Below are 22,038 nucleotides of genomic sequence, written 5' to 3'. Positions count from 1 at the left end.
GGCGCTATACAGTTGCCAGTAATTCAGATTCTACTTCTTCTTTGAAACGTTTAGCAATTATTGAATTTATCTGTCTTGTGCTGTTTGTGAAAGTAAGATATTTTTTTATTTCATCAAAATTAAAATCTTCAAGTAGTTCAATAAACGCGCTATTAATAAAAGAAGTGTTCAATGCTTGTATTCCTTCAAAGGAAACACTTACTTGTTCTTTACGCATTAAAGAGTCCCTAACTAAATCAAAAATTACTTCACCATCTTTATTATATGATGTGGTTTTTACAATATCGGTAATTTTAATAACTTTTACCATGCAAATTCCTCCTCTACTATATCAAACAAATTTTCTGCTTTAGAAATATCGATTTGAATTTCAATATGAGTTCCCGGATAGTAATGACTTGCTGATAAATATTCTTGTACCAGAACTCCGTCTTCTTGTCTACACTCTAGTATACCTTTATTAGCAAAAATGTAAACACAGCCTCCTGCGTTCATTACTATATTGTAAATTAGCGTATCTAATCCTGCGCCACGATTTTTGGGTGTTGATTTTGTTGTAAATTTACTTTTAACTGCATTGCGCATGGCTTCTTCATCTGTAAAATTACTATATTCTTGGTTACTTTTAATATGCTCAATTATCCCAATTCCAATATCCGCAATGGAAATCGTCAAAGTGTTATTTCTCGGATAGTGTTGCGCAAAAACGCAACTACTATCTTTTTCGGCATGGTCTCTTACATTGTTAAATATTTCTTCAATGCATACTTTAAAGGTTGCTAATTCTTCAGGTGATTTATTTACTGATTGAGCTATCCAAGGAATAAAGGAAGTTGAAAGCCATTGTGGAAAATTATTCATTTTTACATCTTGTAAAGGAACTGTTGTTGATCGTAAGGCAGACCTTGTATATATTTTTTTCTTTAGGTACATTTCAAAAAAACCACAATCGTCCAAAAATCTTTGAGGCTCATTTCTATTTTTCCAAATATGAACATCTTCTGGATTCGAAAACGAAAAATCGACTGGAATATCCTTAGATAACAGCCACTGTACTAAATTATTTAAAAAAGTTACGCCCATTGGTTCAATAAAGACACGACACTTATGAAACTCAAATATGTATTTTTTATGAATCGGCTGACCTTGATCAGAAACTACCTGATTTAATAATGTTGTCATACTACTCCGATTTAATCTGGACGGAAGAACTATATTCATTATGTACTCCTTTTAAACTACGTTATTTCCTTAAATATAACACTCAAAATAAATAAAGAAACGCTTTCGACAAAACTCGACAAATAAAAAAACCCCACTCAAATGAGCAGGGCTTGATATTATTTACTATTTAATTTATCAAGCATAGCTTTAGATGGTGTTTCGTAAAGAATGTGAGATGGCATTTTAGTCACCCATTCGCCAGCACCTAAATAGTATTGTCCCCCGTGTTCATCCCTATAATTATATACTCTGTACTCTCCGCCTTTTTCAAGTGTTCTAGTATGAATTATTTTCCTACTTTCATGAGGTGAAACTTCCCAAACATTTATATCTTGTAAAACAGTAATTTTTCCTTTTTGACCAGGCTTAAGTTCTGTTTTACCCCACATGATTTTATCTGTGGAGGACACACTTTCAACTGCTTTAAGTGGTGTAAAAACAGGTCTATGTCCAGCCTTCAATTGAGCTATTGTTAAACCTTTGTTGTATTGCAAATGGGGATAGTCTCTGAAACTTTTCCAATCTCCACCCCATTCAAAGCCCATTGATTTAGCGATAGCTGCAACACGTTTCCATTTGTCATTGACCGTCCACAATGATTTATTCCCATCATCACTGACTAAAAAATAATCGATTGCTAGTCCATAATTGTGGATGGATGTTCCTGGTGGCGCATTAGATACGATACTCCCTTTTGAACCGTAAACTTTACCCTTCCATATATAACTCGGTCTACCTTGGCCATAAATATAGGCTTGGTCTTCATTCGAACGAAATCCAGATGATATTTGTACAAAAATACCCTCTTTGTAACAGCGCTTTATCAATTCTATAGTATATTCCTTCAAAGTAGGATGAACAGCACCTAGACGATTAATGGACCGTGTTGTTAATGTTTCTAATGAAACTACCATTATTACCACTTCCTCGGTTCGTCATATTTTAACCCTTGCTTACTATCGCTTAATCCATCGGTTAATGGATCAATGATAATACCCATCAAAGCCAAAATCATCAATACAGTTTCTCCGATATTTGTTAGTTGTTCACTAATAACTGTAATATCCATCGAGAATATAGCTGCAACTTGATTCGCTAATACCACTAGTAATGCAACAAGCGCTAACCAAAATTGTTTGTGTTTAAAACGTGCTTTCCAGTTGATTTTCATTGAGTGTTTTCCTCCTTGGTATCTTCCTTTTTTAATATTTCATTTTGTAAAATCTCATTTTCCTTAAGCAAAGTGATTTTATCCAATCGTGCCATCTCTGGATGTCTTTCTACACTCATCTCTTTTCCGCTAGGTGCTTTGTGGAGTTTTTCTAAAGCGTTATAAAGAATTGGTGGTATAGGTAAGCCGATTTGAGCGGTATTCTCCAATATTGAGATACACTCATTAACAATAAAAAAACTCGTAACCCCTAGAATTACAAGTCCCTTACTGTCTTGTCCTGCAGACAATGCTACATATTCAACTGCACCAGCCATTCCTATCAATACAAAAATCGCAACTTTTTTTATGATTCCAGACATACCCACTGTACTGTTCCAACTCTTGGTCATAAAAGACCTCATGACACCTGTCGCCATATCCAATAACATTAAAAAAACGAGGACAACTACTGCCTCATTTACTATCTGTAGCATATACATACCGAAGCTTGCTATTAATGCTCCAATTGATTTAACCCCTGTTATCTGCAAACGTGTCACCTGCTTTCTCTCCTTCCATCATCCTCAGTCCCCCTTTAGATATATGGATAAATTAAAAGAGCACCCTATTGGATGCTCTTCAGTGTTGATTATTTACTTTCTTCTTTTAAAATTAATAAAACATCTAATATCTTGGTATATTGAGATATTTTTGAGTTTTCTTGAGAAATCCCTTTACGAATTTCAATAAGGTCATTGCGCACCAAATCTATTGTAGCTTGGTTTGCATCTTTCGACATACCAATTGACAATCTTTCTGAAACTTGATTAAGTACCTCTAAACGCCTTACAGCATAACCTTCATCTTCTTTCAGTTTATCTAATTTAGATTGCCATTGTTTCATTACATCCTCGCAATTAGCTATTTCATTATCTATAGCTTCTATAGACACTGCAACTTCTGACATTTTATCCCTCCTTTCTTTTGTCCATAATTCGACAGGAGAGGAAAGGATTCCTCCTATAATATTAAATATTCTTAGAACGCAATATATTCCGAGTATCCAATTTAAATTTCTTTTTCTTCAACATTAAAAGTGTTAAGGGATCCACAATCTGGACAATAAAGCGATACTCTTAATGGTAAAAAGTATCCTTTCTTCTCAACTCGTTCTTCTACTTTTCGTACTGATGTTTTCCCTTTAGGAAGTACTACAGCTTCAATACGATTACTCCATTTTTGTGGGACAAGATAGTACCAATCGAACTCTTTATTGCAACTTTCACACTCATGTTTATCTTCTATTAACAATAAAATCCACTCCTTTATATATACAATACTATATAGAGATAAAAGAAGCCTTCAAAGTCATAAAAATAACGTTGGCTGATTCTATTTTCATTTAGTGATTGGATTTCCATACCCATCTAAACCAAGTGTCTCTAAATCGGCTAGCACAGGTTCTTTCAAATGGTCTGGTACATCCTCAATCGTTCTTCGTTTCCCTGCGATTAGCCCACTAAAAATTGCTACCATAAACATAATATTACCTCCAATTATTTTCATTAGTATTTTAATTGCTATATTCTGTATCCAGTACATATTGAACACCCTCGCGATCTTGTTCTGGTACATCTTCAATAGTCCTTCGTGGTGGTTCAGTTGCAATTAAAGCGGCAAAGATACGATGTATAGGTTTTATTTCAGGCATTTAAAAACCTCCCATCGACAGGAGGTAGAGTTCTGCTATTGCTTCTTTGTTGTTTAAGTCTTCCGCTTTCAAGCGTTCCACTTCTTCACTAAGCGGTTTTCTAAATATCTGTGGTGCTTCTGGTTCGTTAGGATCTGGATAACTAAATTCTAATTCTTTAGTATTAGGATTCACTCTTACACCATTAGATTCAGCAAAATCTTGTGAAAATTCTCCGTAATTTAATTCAATGTAATCAAACGTTTCTCTATTTCGTTCACTCAATGATATATAAGATTCAATATCTTGATCAACTGTCGGTACTCTCAATATTCCTTCATGTTCACCTTTATCAACAAGTATGTTGCCAGTTGCTTTGTCAAAATAAATCCTTCTTCCTAAGTTCAATTAATTCACCCCTATATTTTTAATGCAAAGTATCTGTATGTTCCACCTTGTACGGATACAGGCATTACAAACCCTGTAGCGTCCACAGATGCTATGCCCATAAGTTTAATGCCCCTCAATCCACTAACGTTAATATTAGCAGTCGAATTTGTGCCATAAGCCAGTAAAGGATGATAAATAGTAGTATAAATACCATCTGAAATGTTATAAAGAACTACTAAAGTAGGTTTGAAGTTTAATACATTTACTACTACTGTTCCCAATTGCACATTATTACCACTACCATCTGTATAATTATTAGAAGTATTAGCTACAACCGTCCCTGTTGCCGCCATAAATGCGCCTAACTGTTCCGCGGTTAGCGTACCTGTGATACCTATTTCTGGTATAACAACCCCTGCCCTAATATTAGACGAAATAAGGTTTGTTAATATCTGATGTACTTTTGATGCCGTGTCATAATATCCAGACTTCGGAGGTAAAACATCGTACTCAAATCTATCAGCGTAAATACCACCGTTTGATGGTATGCCATTTGCACCTGGACTTATACCAGAGTAGTTAGGAATAGTACCAGTTTTCAAACCTTCTTCTGTCCCTATCGTTTTCCCAGCTATTACATCCGCTGCTGTAGCCGTTCCATACTCACCCCCTTCACCCTGTAAGATAAAAGACGTTCCATTGAAACGAACTGTATAAATGCTATTTGTCTTTAAGTTTCCACTCGATAAAGGGTTTCCATTAGATTTAAGAATAGGTATAGGACCTAAACCATTCACATTTAGCGAAACGGCTCCAGTGTTTTCAGTCTTATTAGTGAATGAGATACCTAATCCTTTTGCGTAAGCTACAACTGGGGTTATTGCAATTATTTTAGCGTTTGCAGTACCTGTATCGTCTGCGTAATAAACATGTGACGAGGGTTCGGCCAAATGCGTCGCAAGAGCATCCCGCAAAACTTTTAAATCCTGCTCACTTGCTCCCGAACTAATGGCATCTTGCAAAGTTTTTAGCACTCCGTCAATAGTGTCCATATTGGCATTTGGAACATCTACATTATAAAATTCTTCTTGTCCTGGTTTAATCAAACTAAAATTTGTAGTATTCGTTGGCATTACGTTAACACCTCATTTCTTAATTGCTCATGTGTATATGCTGATAATTGACCGTGTGTGTAATTAGCTAGCTTGATATGTTGGTTGTAGCGAAGCTCAACAGTTAACAACATATTTTGAGGGGTGATTCTTTCTAACATTTGCTCTACCGCTTCAAACATTCCTTTTACAGTAAGCTCAATTTTAATTTTCAACGTTTTATCTGCAGCATTGATTATTAGCTCATATCCATTTTCACCTAGTAATGTATTTAGTAGATTACGTAGCACAGGGCGAGAGTAAGGAACTTGTTCATTAAACCTTGTTAAAAGTCTAAAACGTCTTGTTTCCAGTGATTCCGTTGCCATTGTTACTATGTGAAGCATGTCCTCATTACGCTTGATACCACGCTCTGTAGCACTTAATAAGAACTGATCTAACAAAGCGTTTTCAATCTCTTGCCAAAGGGATTCCAGAAGTGGATTTTCTACTTTAGCAATCTCTATCATTTCTTTGATCTCATGAAAAATTGGAGGTAAGTAACTTAACACATCCACTTCTCTAGCCAATTACAACACCTCTTTTAGGTATTGATTCTTTATCTATAGCAACATTCGATGTGCCACCATTTAAGACAGTATCGGCAATATCAATGACTCCTGCCACGCCCAATAAACGGATTTCAATTTGAGATATGCGAACGATCAGACCAGCATGATCTTCTTCATAGGTACTAGCTTTAGCCCATTCTTCTGCTAATTCTCTAAAATAGTCATCAATTACGGTATGGACATTTGCTTCAATGTCAGCCCACGACCAACCGTTTTGATAGGTAATGTTTAATGTTATATCAATTGGCGTTTCGTCTACTCCAAAAACAGAAACGATGTGATCAATAGGAGCAATACCAATTCCTTCTCCCTGTGCTTCTAAGGGATCCACTGCGAACTGCACGTCATCCACTAAAGTTTGTGTTGGTTGTTCAAATTGGGAATTGATAATCACCAATTTAACAGTCCCTCCACCATTCCAAGCACGATAGACACGTACACCACCGACACCAGGCAGGCTGTTTACTTTGTCTTTATAATCCTTCCGGTTCCCTCCAAATGCTTCAGAATCGAATGAATCGAAGTAACGAGCTCTAAATACTTCAGTATCTTCTTCATCTTCACCTGGTACCAAAACCTCAACTAGCTCAGCAGTTGTCAGTCCGTCTATATAATCAATGGGAATAAGTGTACCAAGGTATTGATTTCCAATATCTCCTACCGTTTCGCATTCTAGAACAAATTCTAAATCAGCGATTTTGTCGATTACAACGTAATTTAAATTATCAAGTGAAAACCTAGCTCCGATATCCACATTGATATTAAATATCCCTCGTAATCTAGCTTTAGTGGCAACCAATGGTTTTAAACCACGTTCTGCAGCACGCTTGATTAAATTTGGTCTAGAAGCGGTATCAGCAAAAGCCTCATTACTATTTGCAATGATTGTTTGTAACATTTGAATGATTTCTATACTGTTTATGGCAAATGCATTGAATAAAATGGATCCTTCGCGTGTATCTAGTGAACTATCTGCTTGATCTAATTTTTCTTCCACTAATTCTTCATATGTTGTATCAAGCTGCAGCATTTACCATCACCTCTTTCTCCGCCTCAATTTCTCCATAAATAGAGTGGACGGTAAAAGTAGCAAGTACTTTCCCTTTGTTTACTACGAAATTAAAAGTATCCACGCTATCAATACGATCATCTTGAACTAACGCTTCTGTTACTCTTCTTTTTATTTCTGGAAGTACAAACGGAATATGCTTACCAAACAGGTCACTCAATTCCACCCCGTAGTTCCATGAATAGATGATGTAGTCGTAGCGTTCAATATTCAGTATTAAAAAAATCGCCTGTTTCAAGGCTTCGATTTCATCGATAAACCCAACAATGCGATTCTTAGCAGTATTTAAATTAAACGTTTTACTAGGTAGTTCGGTAACTTCTTCAAAGTCCATTGTTAATCCGTCATTCACTTCTGGAATCATTAACTCACCTCTTTATCCCAAACAATGTACTTTTGACCACCTTGCATTTTGACTAACATTACTTTCTCACCTATTTTAAGTGCATTGTGTACAGTAAACTTCTTTTTTCCTTTATATTCATGGGTATGTGTATCAGGACCATTGCCTTCCTCTGTTACATGTTCCACCGTCATTTCAATTTCATAATCTTTCACATTCCTGGTTAAGACTAATTGGGCTATAGTTAAAAGTTTCTTTTGCTCTACTAATATCTTTAATGGAGCAATACTAATAACCTCACCAAACTGTATAGCTGTTGGATCTGAAGCTTCAATTGCATCTTTAGCAGCTTTCTTAAACATTTTTAAGATATCATCCATGTTACGCAACGAAATCACCGCCAATAAACTGTATATCCATGACATGCTCATTTTCATAAAATGTATGTTTCACGTTTTCTACGAGCATGTAATTCATCACCTTGATATCTCCTAGATTTAAGTTAACAGGGACCAAGTTACCTCCACGCACATATATATTCCCAAATGCTTTACTAACGCTAAGACTACGTGTTTTGCGATTATACATAGATAATAGGGTATCTGCTTTTAATTTTCCGTTAGTTGTTTCTTTAATAGTTTCGAAGAACTGAAGCATTCCCCACTCATTAATATGATTACTATCCTGTGCGATAAATATTTCACGTTTACCTGTCTTTTCGTTCTCATAAGCAAGTTTTATCTTGTTATATGTGTTCGAATCAATAGAAGATGAGTAATCATAATTTTCTCCTGTTTCTTCGTCAATAATGACATCTAACTTCATCTTGGAAACATTTCTAAGAGTCAACTTCCCAAAATTATCGTACAAGATATACATTTCCTTTTTGTTATCCATGGTCAGATCTAAAGCGTTTTGAAACATATCAAACAATGTCTTGTTATCTTCTACTCTAGATGCAATTTTATAAGAAGTATCCTCGATGGTACCGACATTTAACCTGAAATCAGCGGCAACCATTTTAATAAACTGAGATGCCGTTTTGTTTGTGTAAACATAAGTATCTTTATTCTTCAAATAGCGTAATTGATCATACGCTGTTACGTTTATCAAACCATCTTTTGCACGCTTTTTTGTGAAGATAAAACCGTAGAAAACATTCTGTCCGTCTTTACTAAAACGGACCGCATTTCCTTCTTGAAAAGTTAACGGATCATCATTAACTACTTTGAAAGTTAATTTACCAGGAACACCTTTTCTTGCTGTTTCCCATACAATACCTTCTTCTACGGACGGTTCCATCAACCTTGCACCACTCTGAATAATCAACTCAACACTCAAAGTTTAATCACCTGCCCAGGGTAAATGAGGTCTGGATTCTTTATGCCATTTTTAGCGGCTAACTCATCTGTCATCGTCTTAGTCACTTTTCCGTAATACTTCTTACAGATAGCCCATAACGTATCACGACTTACTACCTTATGTGTTTTCGGAGTCGTCTTATTGGAAGCTCTAGGTTTTGTTGTTTTAGCAATAGATTTACTACCTGCTACTTTAGGTTTTTTTAACTCAAGCACCTTAGTACCATATTCACGATATTGTTTAAGATTTAGAGATACGACAATATCAAAACCATTTTCAGCATCTTCTTGAATTGGATAATCTTCTAAAGATACTTTCAAATTCGTATCAAAGAGTAAATCCCCATTTGGTTTCATTCTGGAAACGATAAATTGAAATGGTTTTTTAGATAACTTAAGGTTTTCTAGCTTCTCTAAATAGTAAGTTGCAGGTTGAAAGCCATCTGGATATACGGCAAATGGATATTTTGAATTGGGTAGTAACAGTTCAAATGAAATATCTGTTAGCCCTGGTTTCTTTAATATGTTTACCTCACTCTCATTTATAAGAGTGATTGTTTTATTGTTATTGTTTATTTGTGTTTCCATACTAGATGGGGCAATAGGGAACTGCACACCATCTAAGAAAAAACTATATGCCATTCCCTACACCCCTTCCGCTACTGTAACCAAAGTTTCTTCAAGTTTTTCACCAAAGTGATCAATGATGCCGTCCAGATCCATATCATTATTAATGTTATTGTGGTTAGTCATATCCACTTTCACTTCTGCAGTCGTGAATCGGTTGATAATTTCTCGTTCCGCTGCATCTCTAAGGTATTTCAAATCTTCCTCAGATGCTTCCATTGATTTGGCCATCTTAGCGGTATTGCCTGCAGTGTCTTTACCACTGTCTTTAAGAGGATTCATAGAACCTTGTAAGCCTGCTAAAACATCTTGAAGTGGATCTACTGATATGGAAATATCTTTATCATTACCTAAGGAAAGATTTGATCCCCAGTCATACCCTGTATCCCATGCTCCACCAAATGACTTCATATCCATTTTAGGTGCTTCCCAATAGTCTGCAGGAGTATCGCCAAGCCAATCATTCATCTTAGAACGCATGTTACTATAATCACCGGTAATAGATGTAGTATGACTTAGTTCACCAATACTCCCGATATCAATTCCTGGAATTTGATCTAATGCATCTAGTACCTTGTTTATTGCCTTTATTGCGGTGTTGGCACCATCCACGAACATATTAGCTAAGTTAGTGGCAGCACTATCAAACCCTTCTGTCATAGCCATTGCCATGTCTAACGCTACGTTGGCAACATTTACAAATGCTCGTTTCACGTTATACTCAAAATTCCCAATAAACAAGTTCACAATGAACTCAACAAGAGCTGAAAAGAGATTCCATATAAAAGCAATTTGGTTGTAAATATATGCCCCTAACATTGCAATTGCTCCAGCAATAATACCCGTGGCGCTAACTGAAGTTCCTGCGAAATGATTAACAGCCCCAACAGCAGCATAAAAAAGACCAATTAACAGTACAATGCCAGCGATTATTAACCCTATTGGGTTTGCCATCATAGCTTGGTTCCAATACCACTGGGCTATAGCAACCGCTATTGTTGCAGCTTTTACTAATGTTAAATAAGTAACAAATGTTAAAAAGGCACCGCTCACACCTAGGATAATTGGACCTAGAATTGACCAATGATCATACATGAATCCACCAATAGCCATAACTTGACTGATTGTCCAAGTAGCGACTGCCGATAGGACATATAAAGAATCAACGATACTTGATATTGTATTTTGAAACTTTTCATTATTAGCTATTTCATTTAGTTTTTGTAAAACAGGCTGAAACGCCCAAAGAGCTTGATTTTTAAAGCTAGTCCAAATCTCAGAAAATAGTATAGGCAAATTCTCAAATGCCGCATTCGTTTCTTCTGCCGCAGAGAACATTGCATTTTTAACAATGTCAGCGGTAATCATTCCATCCGAAGCCATTTCTCGTATTTTTCCTATAGGGACATCTAAATAGTCAGCAATACTTTGGATAATATTTGGAGCACTTTCAAACACTGCATTTAATTCCTCGCCTCGTAATACACCCGAACCAAGACCTTGTGTTAATTGCAGTAATGCAGAACTCATTTCTTCTGTTGTAGCCCCTGCTATTTTGAACTTTTTATTCAATTGCTCAGCAAAAGCTACCATTTCCGCGGTACTACTGAAAGCATCTCCTGCATTCGCACCTACTCTAGCCACAATGTTTGCTGTATCCATATAGGAGGCTCTTGCTCTTTCTGCAGAATCAAAAATCATTCGCTCAAGTTCAACGGTAGTTTGTCGTTGGTCATTAATTAAGTCTAAACGGGCAGAAGTTTGAGCTAGAGCATCTGAAATACCAAGTACATTGCCTGCTGCCTGAATACTAAGGTAGGTTGCTAAAATGCCACCTAATTTACCTAAAAGTCCATCTGCTGCATTCGTACCTTGAGTTATTTCTTGGTTGAAATCTTCTTGCGCTGCATCCGCCTGTCTAATTTCTTGTTCGATTTCATTAAATGCTAATTCAGCTTGATTTAATTCGCGTCTTGCTGCTTGTATACTGGCTGTATCTATTGCATTACTTGAGGCGCTTTGTAAAGATTCAAAACTGCTTAATACTATATTCATTGCACTATTCATTGATTGAAACGCTCTAGACATCCCGTCCGTAATTTGTATAGATGTACGAATAGTTGCCATTAATCTCACCGCCTTTTTGGAACACAAAAAAGAGCACGAAAAATCGCACTCTAAAGATTATTTTTTATATTCGGTTATTTAAGCTATACGCTAACTCTATATTCGCCGCTCACATGTTTGTATAGCTTTGTTTTACAATGAGGACATTTAGCAGTTTTTGTAATCAACTTTAATTTATTTTCACAAGTCGGGCATTCGAAAGGTTTAGAAGCAGCCATTTTAAAAGGGACTATGATAAAAGCACCTAGCAATAATATAAAAAATATTCCTATTATCACAAATAATATTATTGATAACACGTCTTCACTCCTCGATTAAATATATGCAATAAGCATACACCAAAGAACGCAAATATTTCCACCTATTTCTTTCTTCGTCCTTTTCTACTAACTTCTTTTTGTTCTTTCTTTTCAGCTTCCATCTTAATTTGCACACAAGCTATCACCATTGCTTTTTCATACTTTGGTAAAGCTTCGTACTCTGATGGCCATTTATGAAACTTGTGGAGGCAATAATAAGCGATATTCGCGTCATAATCGCCTCCATCTATTAGTTTTTTGCTTCTTCTACTGCATCCTCAAGGGGAATATTAAAGCCATTTACTTCTTGTACTTTGTTTGCATAATCTGCATATTCTCCAGGGGTTAGCATTATTTTCAATAATTGTTCTGCCCCCATAACATTATACGAATCTTGAACTTCTTTATCATTCAGATTTGGGTAAATAGTACATTTTACTGCAAGCTTTGTAACGTAAGCATTGAAATCAGTTTCCGGAACATACATATTCCGTTTACCTGGCACCGGAACACGCTTAGTGCACGTTTTTCTCAATAGCTCATCCTCATCTGATGTAATAGAAGCGATTTCCCACTCAATTGGCTTACCATCTTCGTTAACAAACCGTTTAGAAGCTATATATTTTATATTCTCTACCTTAATTGCGTTTTGCGCTAAAAATGCTGTTAAGTTACTCATATTATTTTTTCCCCTCTACTAAATAATTTGTTGTTTTTTCTATGGAAACTAGTTCATTTACATCAAGTTGTATTTTGTATTCTTGATTCCCTGTTAAATCCATTACATCACTTGCTAGTGTTTCTGCATTTTCAATAAAAAAGTTACCAATTTCCATATATAAGTTTTTGTAATGTTCATTTGGAGTAATACCAACTGGAACAACAGTACTTAAAATATTACTAACTTCTATTTTTGCCATCGTAGACACTCCTCATAAAAAAGGTAAAGCTCACCGAAGTGAGCCTTTAATTATTGCATGCCTGCTAACAGACCAAACTTCTCTGGAATCTCGAAGTCGTCGAATGTTCCATCGATTGGCTCATCCAGATACTCACCATCTGCATCGAATTTAGCTAGCACTCCGCCATCTAAGTTACAGTCTTTATGAATAACTGTTTGACGACCAACACTTGAAGTTGGATCTTCATTCGTAACTTGGATATCAAAATAAATATCCTCGCCTGTTTCTTTAAAACGATAAAGTAAATCACGGAAAATCGATTGATTGTAATGGGCAGTACCACTGAAAGTACCTTCCCATCCTGTAGACTTATTACCTTTACCTGTTTTACCTAAGATAGGCACTTTTGTTTTTGTTTTATCGATTGTGGATTCAAAATCGATAATCTGCATGAAATTGTAGCGATTACCTTCAACAGTAATGAAACATTCAGCGAGTGCAGCACTTACAGAATCCTTTGCATTCATGGTCTGAGCAAAGTGTTGTAGATTTAATTTAAGCAATGTTTTTTCTTTAGGCATCATTTTCTCTCCTTTCTTAGGCAACCGTTACAGTCATATATAGTTGAGCCATTGCATTAACTGGAGTCACTAAATCAGATACAACAACTGATTTTTTTGTTTCTCCTTTTTCTACAGTCACATCATCTGGTTTGAAATCCTCAATTGCACGTAAACGTTGCAATTCTTGATGATGCGAAGTAATGTCATTCCAAAGTGAAATTTGACCAGCTCTATCATTCGGCATCTGACCAAGGTATTTCGTATTGAACAATACGGCTATATCATTTGCAATTTGATCAAGAACACGAATGGTTTGATTGCTACTGAAATCTGAATTTTTGTCTTCAGTGAATGTAGTAAAGGTATTGATATCATCCAGTACACGAACCTCATCGCCAACCTTATGGAAGACAAACTCGCCATCATCGATAGCAGCTTCCAGTTGTGGCTGACTAAACTTAGTATCAATAGTGAATTCACCATCGTATTTTTTATTGGTATTTGATTTGTTAATCGCACATCCAGCTGTAGCGCCAGTTGCCCAATAAACTGCAGAAGCAATATTCTCAGCATCTGTTACATCGTTTTTAACGCTAATTACACCTTCGTGATCCACAGAAGGCTTTTTGTGCAGTACTAGTTGAAATTTAACACCAACTTGGTCACGTAGGCGTTTAGTGAATTCAGAGTATAGGCTTTTGACTACATCTACTGTAGACAAACAACCTAATGCATTAAATGAATAGGGTTCTAATGCATCTAATGCTTCTTGATGTTCAGCTCCCTCTACAGGATCACCATTTGATCCAAGAGTAAAAGGGATGCCTGCTGATTCAGCGATTATCACATTCTCTTTCCACATTACATAATCGGTATCGACTAAATTATCTGTGTTAGGCAGAACCGTTTGTGAATCAACTAAACTAGTTCCCAGATAAGTTAATACGTCCATTTTTGTAGGATCATCCACATTAACGGTTACGACTGTTTTAAGGTCGTTACCTCGAACACCTTTGTACTTTGCAGAACCGAGAGTATTCGATGCAGCTACACCATTTTTTATCAGCTTGTAGAAATAAGCGGTATGAATGTTTTTAAATAAATCACGAATACCACGTAACTTTTCATCCGTATAATCATATCCAAAAATAGTACGTGAATTCTTTTGTAAATCAGCTTGTGTGACGGTAAATACTTCACCGTCTACACCCCAATCCAGTTCAACTGGAAGAGCGACATAGCCACGGTCACCGAGATTAACAGTGGCACGGGCAGCACTGATGAAGTTCATGTATACGCCATTTAACTTTTTATTTTGCGTTAGAAAAATACCTCCACCTAAAGCCATTATTTCTTCACCTTACCTTTCAAAAAAATATTTAATTGTTGATCAACTTCACTAAACGTATATACCTGCCCATCCTTCAATAATGCGTTTAAGACATCTCGTTGGAATGCATATTTCTTACTGGATATGAGTTGTTGTTTAGAGAACTTGAAAGTAGCTATCTCTTTTGACTGTTGCTCTGCTAAATCGAATGTAGACTCTTCTGCTGATTGTTTGATTGGCTTTGTTCTAGCCATGTCGTATCACCTCTTTAAACCATTATTTAGTTGTAAGTCTTCCATTTTGTCTAATGGATCCGTAACCTTATAAACATGGAAATTATAATTAACAAAAAAGTGAAGCACTCCATCAATAACTTCACCTTTCATTTTGGTTCCACGAAGTAAATCACCATTCAATAACTTGATATACTCCATTTCACTCATGAGTTTATTTGCCTTACTATAGGCATCCATATAACCAGGTCCAAAATAGTGAATATCAAAAGGTAATGTTTCGTGATACCTATTACCAACTACTTGATTAAACTCTGGTTGTAACAAAAGAATAAAAAAAGAAGGCTCTTTAAAGCCTTGCTCCATTGATTCTGTATAGATTTCATATGCTTCACCAAATGTCTCGTATAGCTTTATAGAGATAGCGGTTATTACGTCATTAATTTCCATCAAAAACACCGCCTAGGAATTTCATTAATTTCTTTTCAAGAATTTTAGGTGCTTGTGTATCTAATTCCTGTTCTGAAATGGTTAGCATGAAACGACCATTTACCCATCCAGCGTGATTAGCTGTCCTGTGTCCAAATTCAACATAGGCATTTTGTTATCGTAAAGGCTTTTTATCCTCTACTTCCGGGAGTTTCCTCTCATTACGGAACGTCAATTCGTCCCCGGTTCGGCGTACATCATAACAAAAAAGACATCACATTTGATGTCCTGATTGTTCCGAGCACTCATGGAAGGATTATATTTATTCACCTTCTACGCTCTACGGTGCTTACTAGCCTTTCGCAATCTAGTAAGTTACCTCGGTATTGGCATATCTTATTTATAAAGCTCTGACTCTCTTTTTCCGGCTCTCCATCTACTTTTTAAAGTATTAAGATTAATCCCTGTTATTTCTGATAACTCTCTCAAAGTTATTATTTTACCGTTATAATTTAATTCTCTTGATTCTCCAACATCTTGTAAAGGTAAGAAAAGTTTTTCACCTCTAATGCCCCTTCGATATCTAGCGATTAATGCTCTATACGAAATACTTGATTTTTCAGCAACTTCGATCATAGTCATTTTTTTCCCAAGATATTCAACTTCAATATTTGATCTCCGGTTTCTTGCTTGCACTTTTGAAGTGCTCCATCTACAGTTAGTCGGTTCATAATTCCCATTGTTATCGATTCTGTCAATCGTTAGATAGTTTTTATATCCATTTGCAAGAGCCCAATCAATGAAATTGTCAGGCACTAACCATTCATCACATATTTTAATTCCTCTAGCTCCATAATCTTCATATGACCTCAAATTAGAGTTATAGCAGCGATCTTTCATCTTTTGCCATATTCCGTATAATCTTGTTCCACTCATTTTATGTCGATGATTTTTAATAAGGTTTATTTGATCTTGTTCGTTCTTCAAACATCCGCATGAAGTGACCTTTCCGGACGTTAACGAATCTGTTCTAATTTCATTTGTTTTACCACATTCACAAATGCACTCCCAGTACTTCCTAAAACGCTTGCCGCTTTTTACATCTCGAGAGAATTTCATAACAGTTAATTTGCCGAAAGTTTGACCAGTCAAATCTTTAAATTCTGCCATATTGTTCACCTCTAGTATTTGATGATTTAATCATATCTGAAATACTAAATGATGTCCAATCTCTACATAATAACAAATAAGATTTAGCTTTTACCGATTTTGCTCGGTTTTATATGCCCCATTATGTTAAGGCATAGTTCACAGGATTGATAATCTCTATTTCATATGTGCTACCCACTTTAGTTACTATAAGGGATTCCGCATAAGCTTTAACATTTTTATTACTGCTGCTTGATTCAGCTTCTGCATGTGTTGTAACTGTCCAGCCTCTACGTAACACACCATCATCTACAGGCGTCCTTCTAATTACTTTTCCAAGTAATCGTGCAGCTAATTCTTTAGCAGCTTCTTCGCAAAACTTATCGAAGTCACCACTTTGTAATTTTTCCATCTTCTTTTGCAGTCTTTTTAATTGTCGAAAGTCAGTACTGCCCCACCTAGCCATTATGCGTACTCCTTAAAGAGCTCTAACATAACTTCTTGGTGGTCCATAAATATGCCTGGCTCTCCACTTCTACTGAATTCAGATGTTCGATTATATTGAGTAACAACAATTTTAGAACCAGCCTTCACAATAATCTCAGGAGCAATGAAAAGCTTGGTGGATAGAGCAATAGTTGCGGCTGCAGTAGTTTGATTAGCAGATGCAATCTTTTCATACGATAACTTACACTTTTGATTTTCAAGCACCATTACTTCTTTAGTAGTTGTTTGATGAGTAATAGGATCTTTTACTTTTTGCATTTCATAAATCGTACAAACTCCCTTATATAACGACTCTATAGCACGTCTTCTAGCATTCACCATGTCAACACCCTATACGCGATAAAATCATATGCATCGTGTCTTAGATAGTTGATGAACGCATTAAAACTAGCTTCTGGAGTTAGGTTATCCTTATCGATTGCAAAGGTAGTTGTCGTATCTCCATCTTGTATTGTTTTTGCAACAAGACCGAAGTCGAGACCATCAATAGTTAACTGGCCCATACTCTTTTTCATCAACAAAAACTCCCCTACAACCATATCAACAGCGATATGGTGCAGAGGAACAGGAATGAAACTTAAGTTAGTTTGTGTTTTTATATGATTAGTTACTTTATCAATAGAGAATTTCAACATATACTCATCTGGATTATCTGGTACACTCGACACCGTAATGCCAAGTGATTTTATTCGTTCTTTTACTGCTTCAAGCATTTAATCACGCCCTATTCAGCTTTTTGAGCATCCTCAATCTTCTTGATGATACCTTCTTCTGTCGAAGCTTTACCAATATCAATTTTGTGTTCTTCCGCATAAGCTTTTAACTCATCCAAGGTTTTACCTTCGAATTCACTAGGAGTATTATCTACTGCAACTTCACCAATGACCTTCACTATGTTTTCATTAACATGCTCATCTTCCATTTCAAAAGATGCACCAGGGGCATGAGTAACACCGTTATAGCGCACTGGAACTTTCAATACTTGTACTTGTTTCATTATGATTTCCTCCTCTTAAGCCATTGGTTGCGCTTGGAATACGTTATTTGCTTCAGGGAATGAAGGAATTGCAGTTGTTGCAGCTTTCGCATAAGTTGTTACTGGATCTAGTTTTTCTTCATAAACCATACCAATTACATTTCCGACATTAGTTACTTCTTCATTGCCTTGACGTAGTAAACGACTTTCTTCAGGAGTAGGTCCATGTAATGTCTCTCCTAACGTACTAGAGCCGAACATAACGAATTTATTTTCAGGGAAGTAACGCTGTGTTGTATACGTTCCATTAGCATTTTGCACACGATACTTTGCATCATAAACTGCTATAGATGGCAATTGATGAGACGTTAAGAAACTATTTAGATCACCCATTGTCGCTACGCGTCCGCTATCCTTGCCGAATAGATATCCAATTACTTTAGAATTACGTAATATCTGACTTGCAATCTTTTGAGAAGTTAAAGCACGCGTAGGCTTCTCATCTAATGCAGATGCCCAACGCTCTAAATCTCCAATTATGTTCTCCGTTCCAGTACCCCAAATATCGGCACCTGCAAGAGCTTCTTTGTTTGCATCAGGCACGTGATAATCTACTTCTAGAGTACCTCCACCATCAATTGCAAGTGTTAATTCACCATTAGCAAGAGCTTGCATACGCATAATTTCAACCTCTGCACGAACATCCCCTACCGCACGATCAATTAAGTTAAACACTCGACCGACTAATATTTTTTGTTCTTGTGGAGTGCGCGGGAATTGTAAGGCAATTAGATCTTTCTCTTTGATTTGGTATTTCTTTTTGATATATGCAGCTTCAAGCGCTTTATCGTTGAAATCTAAAGATCCAATTTCAGCTTCTGTATCAAATGCATGGATTTTAGCTGCAACTGGTAAGTTACTAGCCCCTACTAGGTATTCGAATTCTAATGTGTCATGTTTTACTTCAGGGAAAAGTGTTTCTCCTAAATATGGAGTTAACACACGTTCTTTCAAGTAGTTTAATACTGTTTTCTGATTAAATAGTTCTAAAATGTCTGGCATGTTGGTTTTCCACCTCTCAATTTATAAGTTAATTATTTGAATGTAATTTTTGTTAAAGCAGTTTTTGCTTCTACTGAAGGAGCAACAGGTAAACGTGCTTCAAGGATATAACCCTCTTCAATCAATGCACCTGGTTGTGGTCCGTGCGTTACGTCCACATCGTTGTATAGAATACCTTTAGCAGTTGCATCATTTAACGGTAAAACTGTACCTGCTTTCACGACTTTCTTTCCGTCAACAGCAGTAACTCCTACGTCACTAACGAGAGTAGTGAAGGATTGTACTTTTGAAGATGCTAAAAAGTTAACACGGTTATAGTTTCTTGTTTCGCTTACATATGGCATTTAGATGCCCTCCTTTTATTTTATTGACCCCACGGATTTAAAGCTTTTTCTGCAGGGGCTCCTTTGGAATTAGCTTCTTTAGCAAAGTTACTACCGATATCTTGAGGATTATCCTTATCTAGATTGCTACTAGCAGGATCCCACCCTTTATATTTCTGTTCCTTCTTTTCTGGAACAAACAAAAAAGGCTTTGATTCTTGCAGTGTTTTTAACTGCTCATCAAGACCTTTAGTAACTTTACCTTCTGTATCCAATTCAATTGTTGTTTTATCGATTTGTGAAATAGCGATATCTGCATCGTGTACCTTCCCGGTGAGCGCAAGTTTGATAGCGCTGGAAAGTTGAGTATCTTTTAATTTGGATTCATACTCTTGTTTTGCTGTTGCATTTTCACCTTGCAATTTTTCGATTTGTGCCTGTAATCCAGCTGCATCCACTTTCTTTAGTTCCTCTAGTTGTTTATCTCGAGAAGCTATATCCGTTTCAAGCTGTTTCTTGGCATTGTTCACTTCATCAAAACGAGACTTAGGTATCGTCGTACCATAACCTTCGATTACCTTATCGGCTTGCTCTGGTGTTAAACCTAATGCTATTAATGCTTCTTTATTCACGTTTTCTCATCCTTTCAAATTACGCTTTTTTTCGTGGGTATCGTCCACGGATTTGTCTTGTTCTTTTACGTCTGCAATACCAAAAAGACGGGGTGTTTTTAGGATTATTTATTCTTCAGATAAACTCTGTTGATAGAACACTTTCTATATTTTTAGCAATACTATCGATATCAGCTTCTTTATTTACGGTGATGTTAACAGTGTTTTGTCTTGGTGAACTCTTCTTCTGTTCTAGTTCAAGGCTAGCTAGAATGAAACTTTTGGATGCTTCATCAGACAATAATGATTTGGCTTCTTCAATAGTGCATCCGCATCTACTTACAACCGTCCAGATTAAGTTTCCATCTACAACTGGTTCGGTGTGTTTTTTCAGTAATATCGCTTTTAATCTTTTCTGTACATTTATTATTACAACGGCTTCTGCACTTTTGTTTTCTTTGAATAGGTTTTCTCTAATTGTAGAAAGTGCATCTATTTCTGCCTTCAAATTTTCTTCTTCGATAAGTTGAGCTATATCTATTACAGGCATGCTTATAACCCCCTATTTGTTTCTAGCAATGGAAGCATTCGCCCACATTACTGCAGTTTCTAAATTAGTTATAGCAACCGACTTCTCACGACTGTTTGGGCAAGTTTCCTCAATCAGATAGGCTAGCTCTTTTGCCTTCTCGCGAATAGCAGTATACTTTTCAGGTTGACCTACTTTTGGTGAATGGTATTTGAAGTTGTTTTCAATTTCTGGATTTGGCATGTTTATTCTCCCTTCTTTTCTGTTTCTAATATGCTATCAACTAATTTCTTAATTACGTTTGTTCCTAATAATTCCATTTCATTAGGTGTTGTATTCCTTGCAATATTATTTGATATCTCATCTAATTTCTTTACGGTTTCTTCACCTAATAAACCGATACATGCCTCTAAGCCAACTGTTGTTGCAATCATAGAAACTACTATGACTTGTTCTGTCTTGGTTAGTTCCATTTACTAGTCGCTCCACAATCATATTTGCTATTTAACCGATAGCTCGAAGATACTGGACCACCTATCCTTTCCTGCGAGGGCGCATGAATGTATGAGTAAACCAATGTGAATTATTGACGGAGTATTTAGGTATCAGCTGAATAATAGCCTCCGCTTTGTTGAATTGATCCTGATTATGAAATAATGGTGTGTTTATTGTTCCACGACTTGCAACTACAATAGCCTTAACTACCAATGCAATGCACCCCACAGCAAATAAAAATAATATAAACCACGCTAAGTAAATCATTCTCTCACCACCTTCAAGGCATAATAAAAAGCCGTACTGGACGACTTAGCAGATTTACCTCTTTTTAAGTTTCTTTTCTTGCTCATGATTCCACTTTCCAATAACTACATGACTTAAATACATTTTAAATAAGTCCTCATCTGTAATTGTAATTGGTGCATTTCCCTTTTGCTTCAAAACCTCTTCTTTGAATTCATCGAAATCCATGAAGCTTCATTCCTTCCAATTTTCATTCTTTTTGGTTAGTGTCCATTCGTTATGCTCAATAAAATAATCGTCACCGAATTGATCCCACATAGTTTTTAAGCGACTTTCACGTTCAAGGATAACTTCACCATCCCCAAAGTTTGCTTGTATTATTTGGATCATTCTCTCTTTAGTTAAACCCTTCATAGGTTTCACCGCCTACTAGACATAATAAAAAGCACTCAACCGTTTTGCTTGGTTAGGTGCTTTATTCGATAACAACTATTGATTTTATCTCATTTTCTCCAATTGAGATTTCTTCTTGACCATCAGGAATAAAGTCAAGTTCATCAAAATCGTTTTCTGTGTCCTCTTGATCGGTGTAATCTCGGACAAATCCTGTCATGATATCACCGTCAGTAAATACTACTCTAACTTTCTTTTGTGTATATTTCCAAAGCTCCATAAAA

At 36.2% G+C, this 22,038-nt stretch carries 40 protein-coding genes; all 40 read right to left on the bottom strand.

Going from position 1 to position 22,038, the window contains the following annotated elements; translation table 11 throughout:
* Positions 1–4: 4 nt before the first annotated feature.
* Positions 5–310: an STAS-like domain-containing protein gene (locus tag MKY29_RS03170; RefSeq protein ID WP_340878989.1), complete on the bottom strand. Its 306-nt coding sequence runs from the start codon at positions 308–310 to the stop codon at positions 5–7.
* Positions 304–1,182 (bottom strand): ATP-binding protein, encoded by an 879-nt coding sequence (locus MKY29_RS03165; protein ID WP_340878988.1) that lies wholly within the window; start codon positions 1,180–1,182, stop codon positions 304–306. The genes MKY29_RS03170 and MKY29_RS03165 overlap by 7 nt, the downstream gene beginning before the upstream one ends.
* Before the next feature lie 158 nt (positions 1,183–1,340).
* Complete coding sequence (locus tag MKY29_RS03160; protein ID WP_340878987.1) at positions 1,341–2,138, bottom strand: M15 family metallopeptidase; 798 nt, start codon at positions 2,136–2,138, stop codon at positions 1,341–1,343.
* A 2-nt stretch (positions 2,139–2,140) separates the two neighbouring features.
* Positions 2,141–2,395: a phage holin gene (locus tag MKY29_RS03155; protein WP_340878986.1), complete on the bottom strand. Its 255-nt coding sequence runs from the start codon at positions 2,393–2,395 to the stop codon at positions 2,141–2,143.
* Complete coding sequence (locus MKY29_RS03150; protein WP_340878985.1) at positions 2,392–2,937, bottom strand: phage holin family protein; 546 nt, start codon at positions 2,935–2,937, stop codon at positions 2,392–2,394. The genes MKY29_RS03155 and MKY29_RS03150 overlap by 4 nt, the downstream gene beginning before the upstream one ends.
* 89 nt (positions 2,938–3,026) lie before the next feature.
* Positions 3,027–3,344 (bottom strand): hypothetical protein, encoded by a 318-nt coding sequence (locus MKY29_RS03145; protein ID WP_340878984.1) that lies wholly within the window; start codon positions 3,342–3,344, stop codon positions 3,027–3,029.
* A 101-nt stretch (positions 3,345–3,445) separates the two neighbouring features.
* Positions 3,446–3,688, bottom strand: coding sequence for a hypothetical protein (locus tag MKY29_RS03140; protein WP_340878983.1), 243 nt, complete (start codon positions 3,686–3,688; stop codon positions 3,446–3,448).
* Positions 3,689–3,775: 87 nt separating this feature from the next.
* On the bottom strand, positions 3,776–3,919 hold the full coding sequence (locus MKY29_RS03135) for a CD1375 family protein (RefSeq protein WP_340878982.1): 144 nt from the start codon (positions 3,917–3,919) through the stop codon (positions 3,776–3,778).
* Between the two features lie 31 nt (positions 3,920–3,950).
* On the bottom strand, positions 3,951–4,088 hold the full coding sequence (locus tag MKY29_RS03130) for a hypothetical protein (protein WP_340878981.1): 138 nt from the start codon (positions 4,086–4,088) through the stop codon (positions 3,951–3,953).
* A complete protein-coding gene (locus MKY29_RS03125) occupies positions 4,089–4,475 on the bottom strand; it encodes a hypothetical protein (protein ID WP_340878980.1) in 387 nt (128 codons plus the stop codon).
* Between the two features lie 11 nt (positions 4,476–4,486).
* Positions 4,487–5,590, bottom strand: coding sequence for a hypothetical protein (locus MKY29_RS03120; protein WP_340878979.1), 1,104 nt, complete (start codon positions 5,588–5,590; stop codon positions 4,487–4,489).
* Positions 5,590–6,138, bottom strand: coding sequence for a putative phage tail protein (locus tag MKY29_RS03115; RefSeq protein ID WP_340878978.1), 549 nt, complete (start codon positions 6,136–6,138; stop codon positions 5,590–5,592). Before MKY29_RS03115 ends, MKY29_RS03120 begins: the two co-directional genes overlap by 1 nt.
* On the bottom strand, positions 6,131–7,210 hold the full coding sequence (locus tag MKY29_RS03110; RefSeq protein ID WP_340878977.1) for a baseplate J/gp47 family protein: 1,080 nt from the start codon (positions 7,208–7,210) through the stop codon (positions 6,131–6,133). Before MKY29_RS03110 ends, MKY29_RS03115 begins: the two co-directional genes overlap by 8 nt.
* Positions 7,197–7,613, bottom strand: a complete 417-nt coding sequence (locus MKY29_RS03105; protein ID WP_340878976.1) for a DUF2634 domain-containing protein — start codon at positions 7,611–7,613, stop codon at positions 7,197–7,199. The genes MKY29_RS03110 and MKY29_RS03105 overlap by 14 nt, the downstream gene beginning before the upstream one ends.
* Positions 7,613–7,954: a DUF2577 domain-containing protein gene (locus MKY29_RS03100; protein ID WP_340878975.1), complete on the bottom strand. Its 342-nt coding sequence runs from the start codon at positions 7,952–7,954 to the stop codon at positions 7,613–7,615. Before MKY29_RS03100 ends, MKY29_RS03105 begins: the two co-directional genes overlap by 1 nt.
* A 19-nt stretch (positions 7,955–7,973) precedes the next feature.
* Positions 7,974–8,933 carry an XkdQ/YqbQ family protein gene (locus tag MKY29_RS03095; RefSeq protein WP_340878974.1) on the bottom strand — a complete coding sequence of 320 codons (960 nt, stop codon included), beginning with the start codon at positions 8,931–8,933 and terminating at the stop codon, positions 7,974–7,976.
* Complete coding sequence (locus tag MKY29_RS03090; RefSeq protein ID WP_340878973.1) at positions 8,930–9,595, bottom strand: LysM peptidoglycan-binding domain-containing protein; 666 nt, start codon at positions 9,593–9,595, stop codon at positions 8,930–8,932. The genes MKY29_RS03095 and MKY29_RS03090 overlap by 4 nt, the downstream gene beginning before the upstream one ends.
* Before the next feature lie 3 nt (positions 9,596–9,598).
* Positions 9,599–11,707, bottom strand: coding sequence for a tape measure protein (locus tag MKY29_RS03085; RefSeq protein WP_340878972.1), 2,109 nt, complete (start codon positions 11,705–11,707; stop codon positions 9,599–9,601).
* Positions 11,708–11,790: 83 nt separating this feature from the next.
* Positions 11,791–12,006 carry a DUF2614 family zinc ribbon-containing protein gene (locus MKY29_RS21995; protein ID WP_445677862.1) on the bottom strand — a complete coding sequence of 72 codons (216 nt, stop codon included), beginning with the start codon at positions 12,004–12,006 and terminating at the stop codon, positions 11,791–11,793.
* Positions 12,007–12,256: 250 nt separating this feature from the next.
* Complete coding sequence (locus MKY29_RS03080; RefSeq protein WP_340878971.1) at positions 12,257–12,685, bottom strand: phage tail assembly chaperone; 429 nt, start codon at positions 12,683–12,685, stop codon at positions 12,257–12,259.
* A gap of 1 nt (position 12,686) precedes the next feature.
* Complete coding sequence (locus tag MKY29_RS03075; protein WP_340878970.1) at positions 12,687–12,926, bottom strand: hypothetical protein; 240 nt, start codon at positions 12,924–12,926, stop codon at positions 12,687–12,689.
* 50 nt (positions 12,927–12,976) lie between these two features.
* Positions 12,977–13,489 (bottom strand): phage tail tube protein, encoded by a 513-nt coding sequence (locus MKY29_RS03070; RefSeq protein WP_340878969.1) that lies wholly within the window; start codon positions 13,487–13,489, stop codon positions 12,977–12,979.
* A 16-nt stretch (positions 13,490–13,505) separates the two neighbouring features.
* Positions 13,506–14,819 carry a phage tail sheath family protein gene (locus tag MKY29_RS03065; RefSeq protein ID WP_340878967.1) on the bottom strand — a complete coding sequence of 438 codons (1,314 nt, stop codon included), beginning with the start codon at positions 14,817–14,819 and terminating at the stop codon, positions 13,506–13,508.
* Positions 14,819–15,055 carry a hypothetical protein gene (locus MKY29_RS03060; protein WP_340878966.1) on the bottom strand — a complete coding sequence of 79 codons (237 nt, stop codon included), beginning with the start codon at positions 15,053–15,055 and terminating at the stop codon, positions 14,819–14,821. Before MKY29_RS03060 ends, MKY29_RS03065 begins: the two co-directional genes overlap by 1 nt.
* 6 nt (positions 15,056–15,061) lie before the next feature.
* Positions 15,062–15,484, bottom strand: coding sequence for a phage tail terminator family protein (locus MKY29_RS03055; RefSeq protein ID WP_340878965.1), 423 nt, complete (start codon positions 15,482–15,484; stop codon positions 15,062–15,064).
* Between the two features lie 375 nt (positions 15,485–15,859).
* Complete coding sequence (locus tag MKY29_RS03050) at positions 15,860–16,633, bottom strand: hypothetical protein (RefSeq protein WP_340878964.1); 774 nt, start codon at positions 16,631–16,633, stop codon at positions 15,860–15,862.
* A 121-nt stretch (positions 16,634–16,754) separates the two neighbouring features.
* Positions 16,755–17,078, bottom strand: a complete 324-nt coding sequence (locus MKY29_RS03045; protein ID WP_340878963.1) for an HK97 gp10 family phage protein — start codon at positions 17,076–17,078, stop codon at positions 16,755–16,757.
* Positions 17,078–17,437, bottom strand: coding sequence for a hypothetical protein (locus MKY29_RS03040; RefSeq protein ID WP_340878962.1), 360 nt, complete (start codon positions 17,435–17,437; stop codon positions 17,078–17,080). The genes MKY29_RS03045 and MKY29_RS03040 overlap by 1 nt, the downstream gene beginning before the upstream one ends.
* Positions 17,434–17,832: a hypothetical protein gene (locus MKY29_RS03035; RefSeq protein WP_340878961.1), complete on the bottom strand. Its 399-nt coding sequence runs from the start codon at positions 17,830–17,832 to the stop codon at positions 17,434–17,436. Before MKY29_RS03035 ends, MKY29_RS03040 begins: the two co-directional genes overlap by 4 nt.
* Before the next feature lie 11 nt (positions 17,833–17,843).
* On the bottom strand, positions 17,844–18,116 hold the full coding sequence (locus MKY29_RS03030; RefSeq protein WP_340878960.1) for a hypothetical protein: 273 nt from the start codon (positions 18,114–18,116) through the stop codon (positions 17,844–17,846).
* 15 nt (positions 18,117–18,131) lie between these two features.
* On the bottom strand, positions 18,132–19,157 hold the full coding sequence (locus MKY29_RS03025; RefSeq protein WP_340878959.1) for a major capsid protein: 1,026 nt from the start codon (positions 19,155–19,157) through the stop codon (positions 18,132–18,134).
* A gap of 32 nt (positions 19,158–19,189) precedes the next feature.
* Complete coding sequence (locus MKY29_RS03020) at positions 19,190–19,501, bottom strand: hypothetical protein (protein ID WP_340878958.1); 312 nt, start codon at positions 19,499–19,501, stop codon at positions 19,190–19,192.
* A 20-nt stretch (positions 19,502–19,521) separates the two neighbouring features.
* Complete coding sequence (locus MKY29_RS03015; RefSeq protein ID WP_340878957.1) at positions 19,522–20,112, bottom strand: phage scaffolding protein; 591 nt, start codon at positions 20,110–20,112, stop codon at positions 19,522–19,524.
* Between the two features lie 115 nt (positions 20,113–20,227).
* Positions 20,228–20,641 carry a hypothetical protein gene (locus MKY29_RS03010; protein ID WP_340878956.1) on the bottom strand — a complete coding sequence of 138 codons (414 nt, stop codon included), beginning with the start codon at positions 20,639–20,641 and terminating at the stop codon, positions 20,228–20,230.
* 12 nt (positions 20,642–20,653) lie between these two features.
* Positions 20,654–20,863: an Acb2/Tad1 domain-containing protein gene (locus MKY29_RS03005; RefSeq protein WP_340878955.1), complete on the bottom strand. Its 210-nt coding sequence runs from the start codon at positions 20,861–20,863 to the stop codon at positions 20,654–20,656.
* Positions 20,864–20,865: 2 nt separating this feature from the next.
* Entirely contained in the window at positions 20,866–21,093 is a 228-nt protein-coding gene (locus tag MKY29_RS03000) for a hypothetical protein (protein ID WP_340878954.1), read from the bottom strand.
* Positions 21,094–21,154: 61 nt separating this feature from the next.
* On the bottom strand, positions 21,155–21,382 hold the full coding sequence (locus tag MKY29_RS02995; RefSeq protein WP_340878953.1) for a hypothetical protein: 228 nt from the start codon (positions 21,380–21,382) through the stop codon (positions 21,155–21,157).
* Positions 21,383–21,436: 54 nt separating this feature from the next.
* Positions 21,437–21,589, bottom strand: coding sequence for a hypothetical protein (locus MKY29_RS02990; RefSeq protein WP_340878952.1), 153 nt, complete (start codon positions 21,587–21,589; stop codon positions 21,437–21,439).
* A 6-nt stretch (positions 21,590–21,595) separates the two neighbouring features.
* On the bottom strand, positions 21,596–21,775 hold the full coding sequence (locus tag MKY29_RS02985) for a hypothetical protein (RefSeq protein ID WP_340878951.1): 180 nt from the start codon (positions 21,773–21,775) through the stop codon (positions 21,596–21,598).
* Between the two features lie 61 nt (positions 21,776–21,836).
* A complete protein-coding gene (locus MKY29_RS02980) occupies positions 21,837–22,034 on the bottom strand; it encodes a hypothetical protein (RefSeq protein ID WP_340878950.1) in 198 nt (65 codons plus the stop codon).
* Between the last annotated feature and the right edge of the window lie 4 nt (positions 22,035–22,038).

This window comes from Psychrobacillus sp. FSL K6-2365 (assembly GCF_038003165.1).
Taxonomy (GTDB): domain Bacteria; phylum Bacillota; class Bacilli; order Bacillales_A; family Planococcaceae; genus Psychrobacillus; species Psychrobacillus psychrodurans.
The sequence above is the reverse complement of the archived record's forward strand: the minus strand, read 5'-3'. Positions and strand labels throughout refer to the sequence as shown.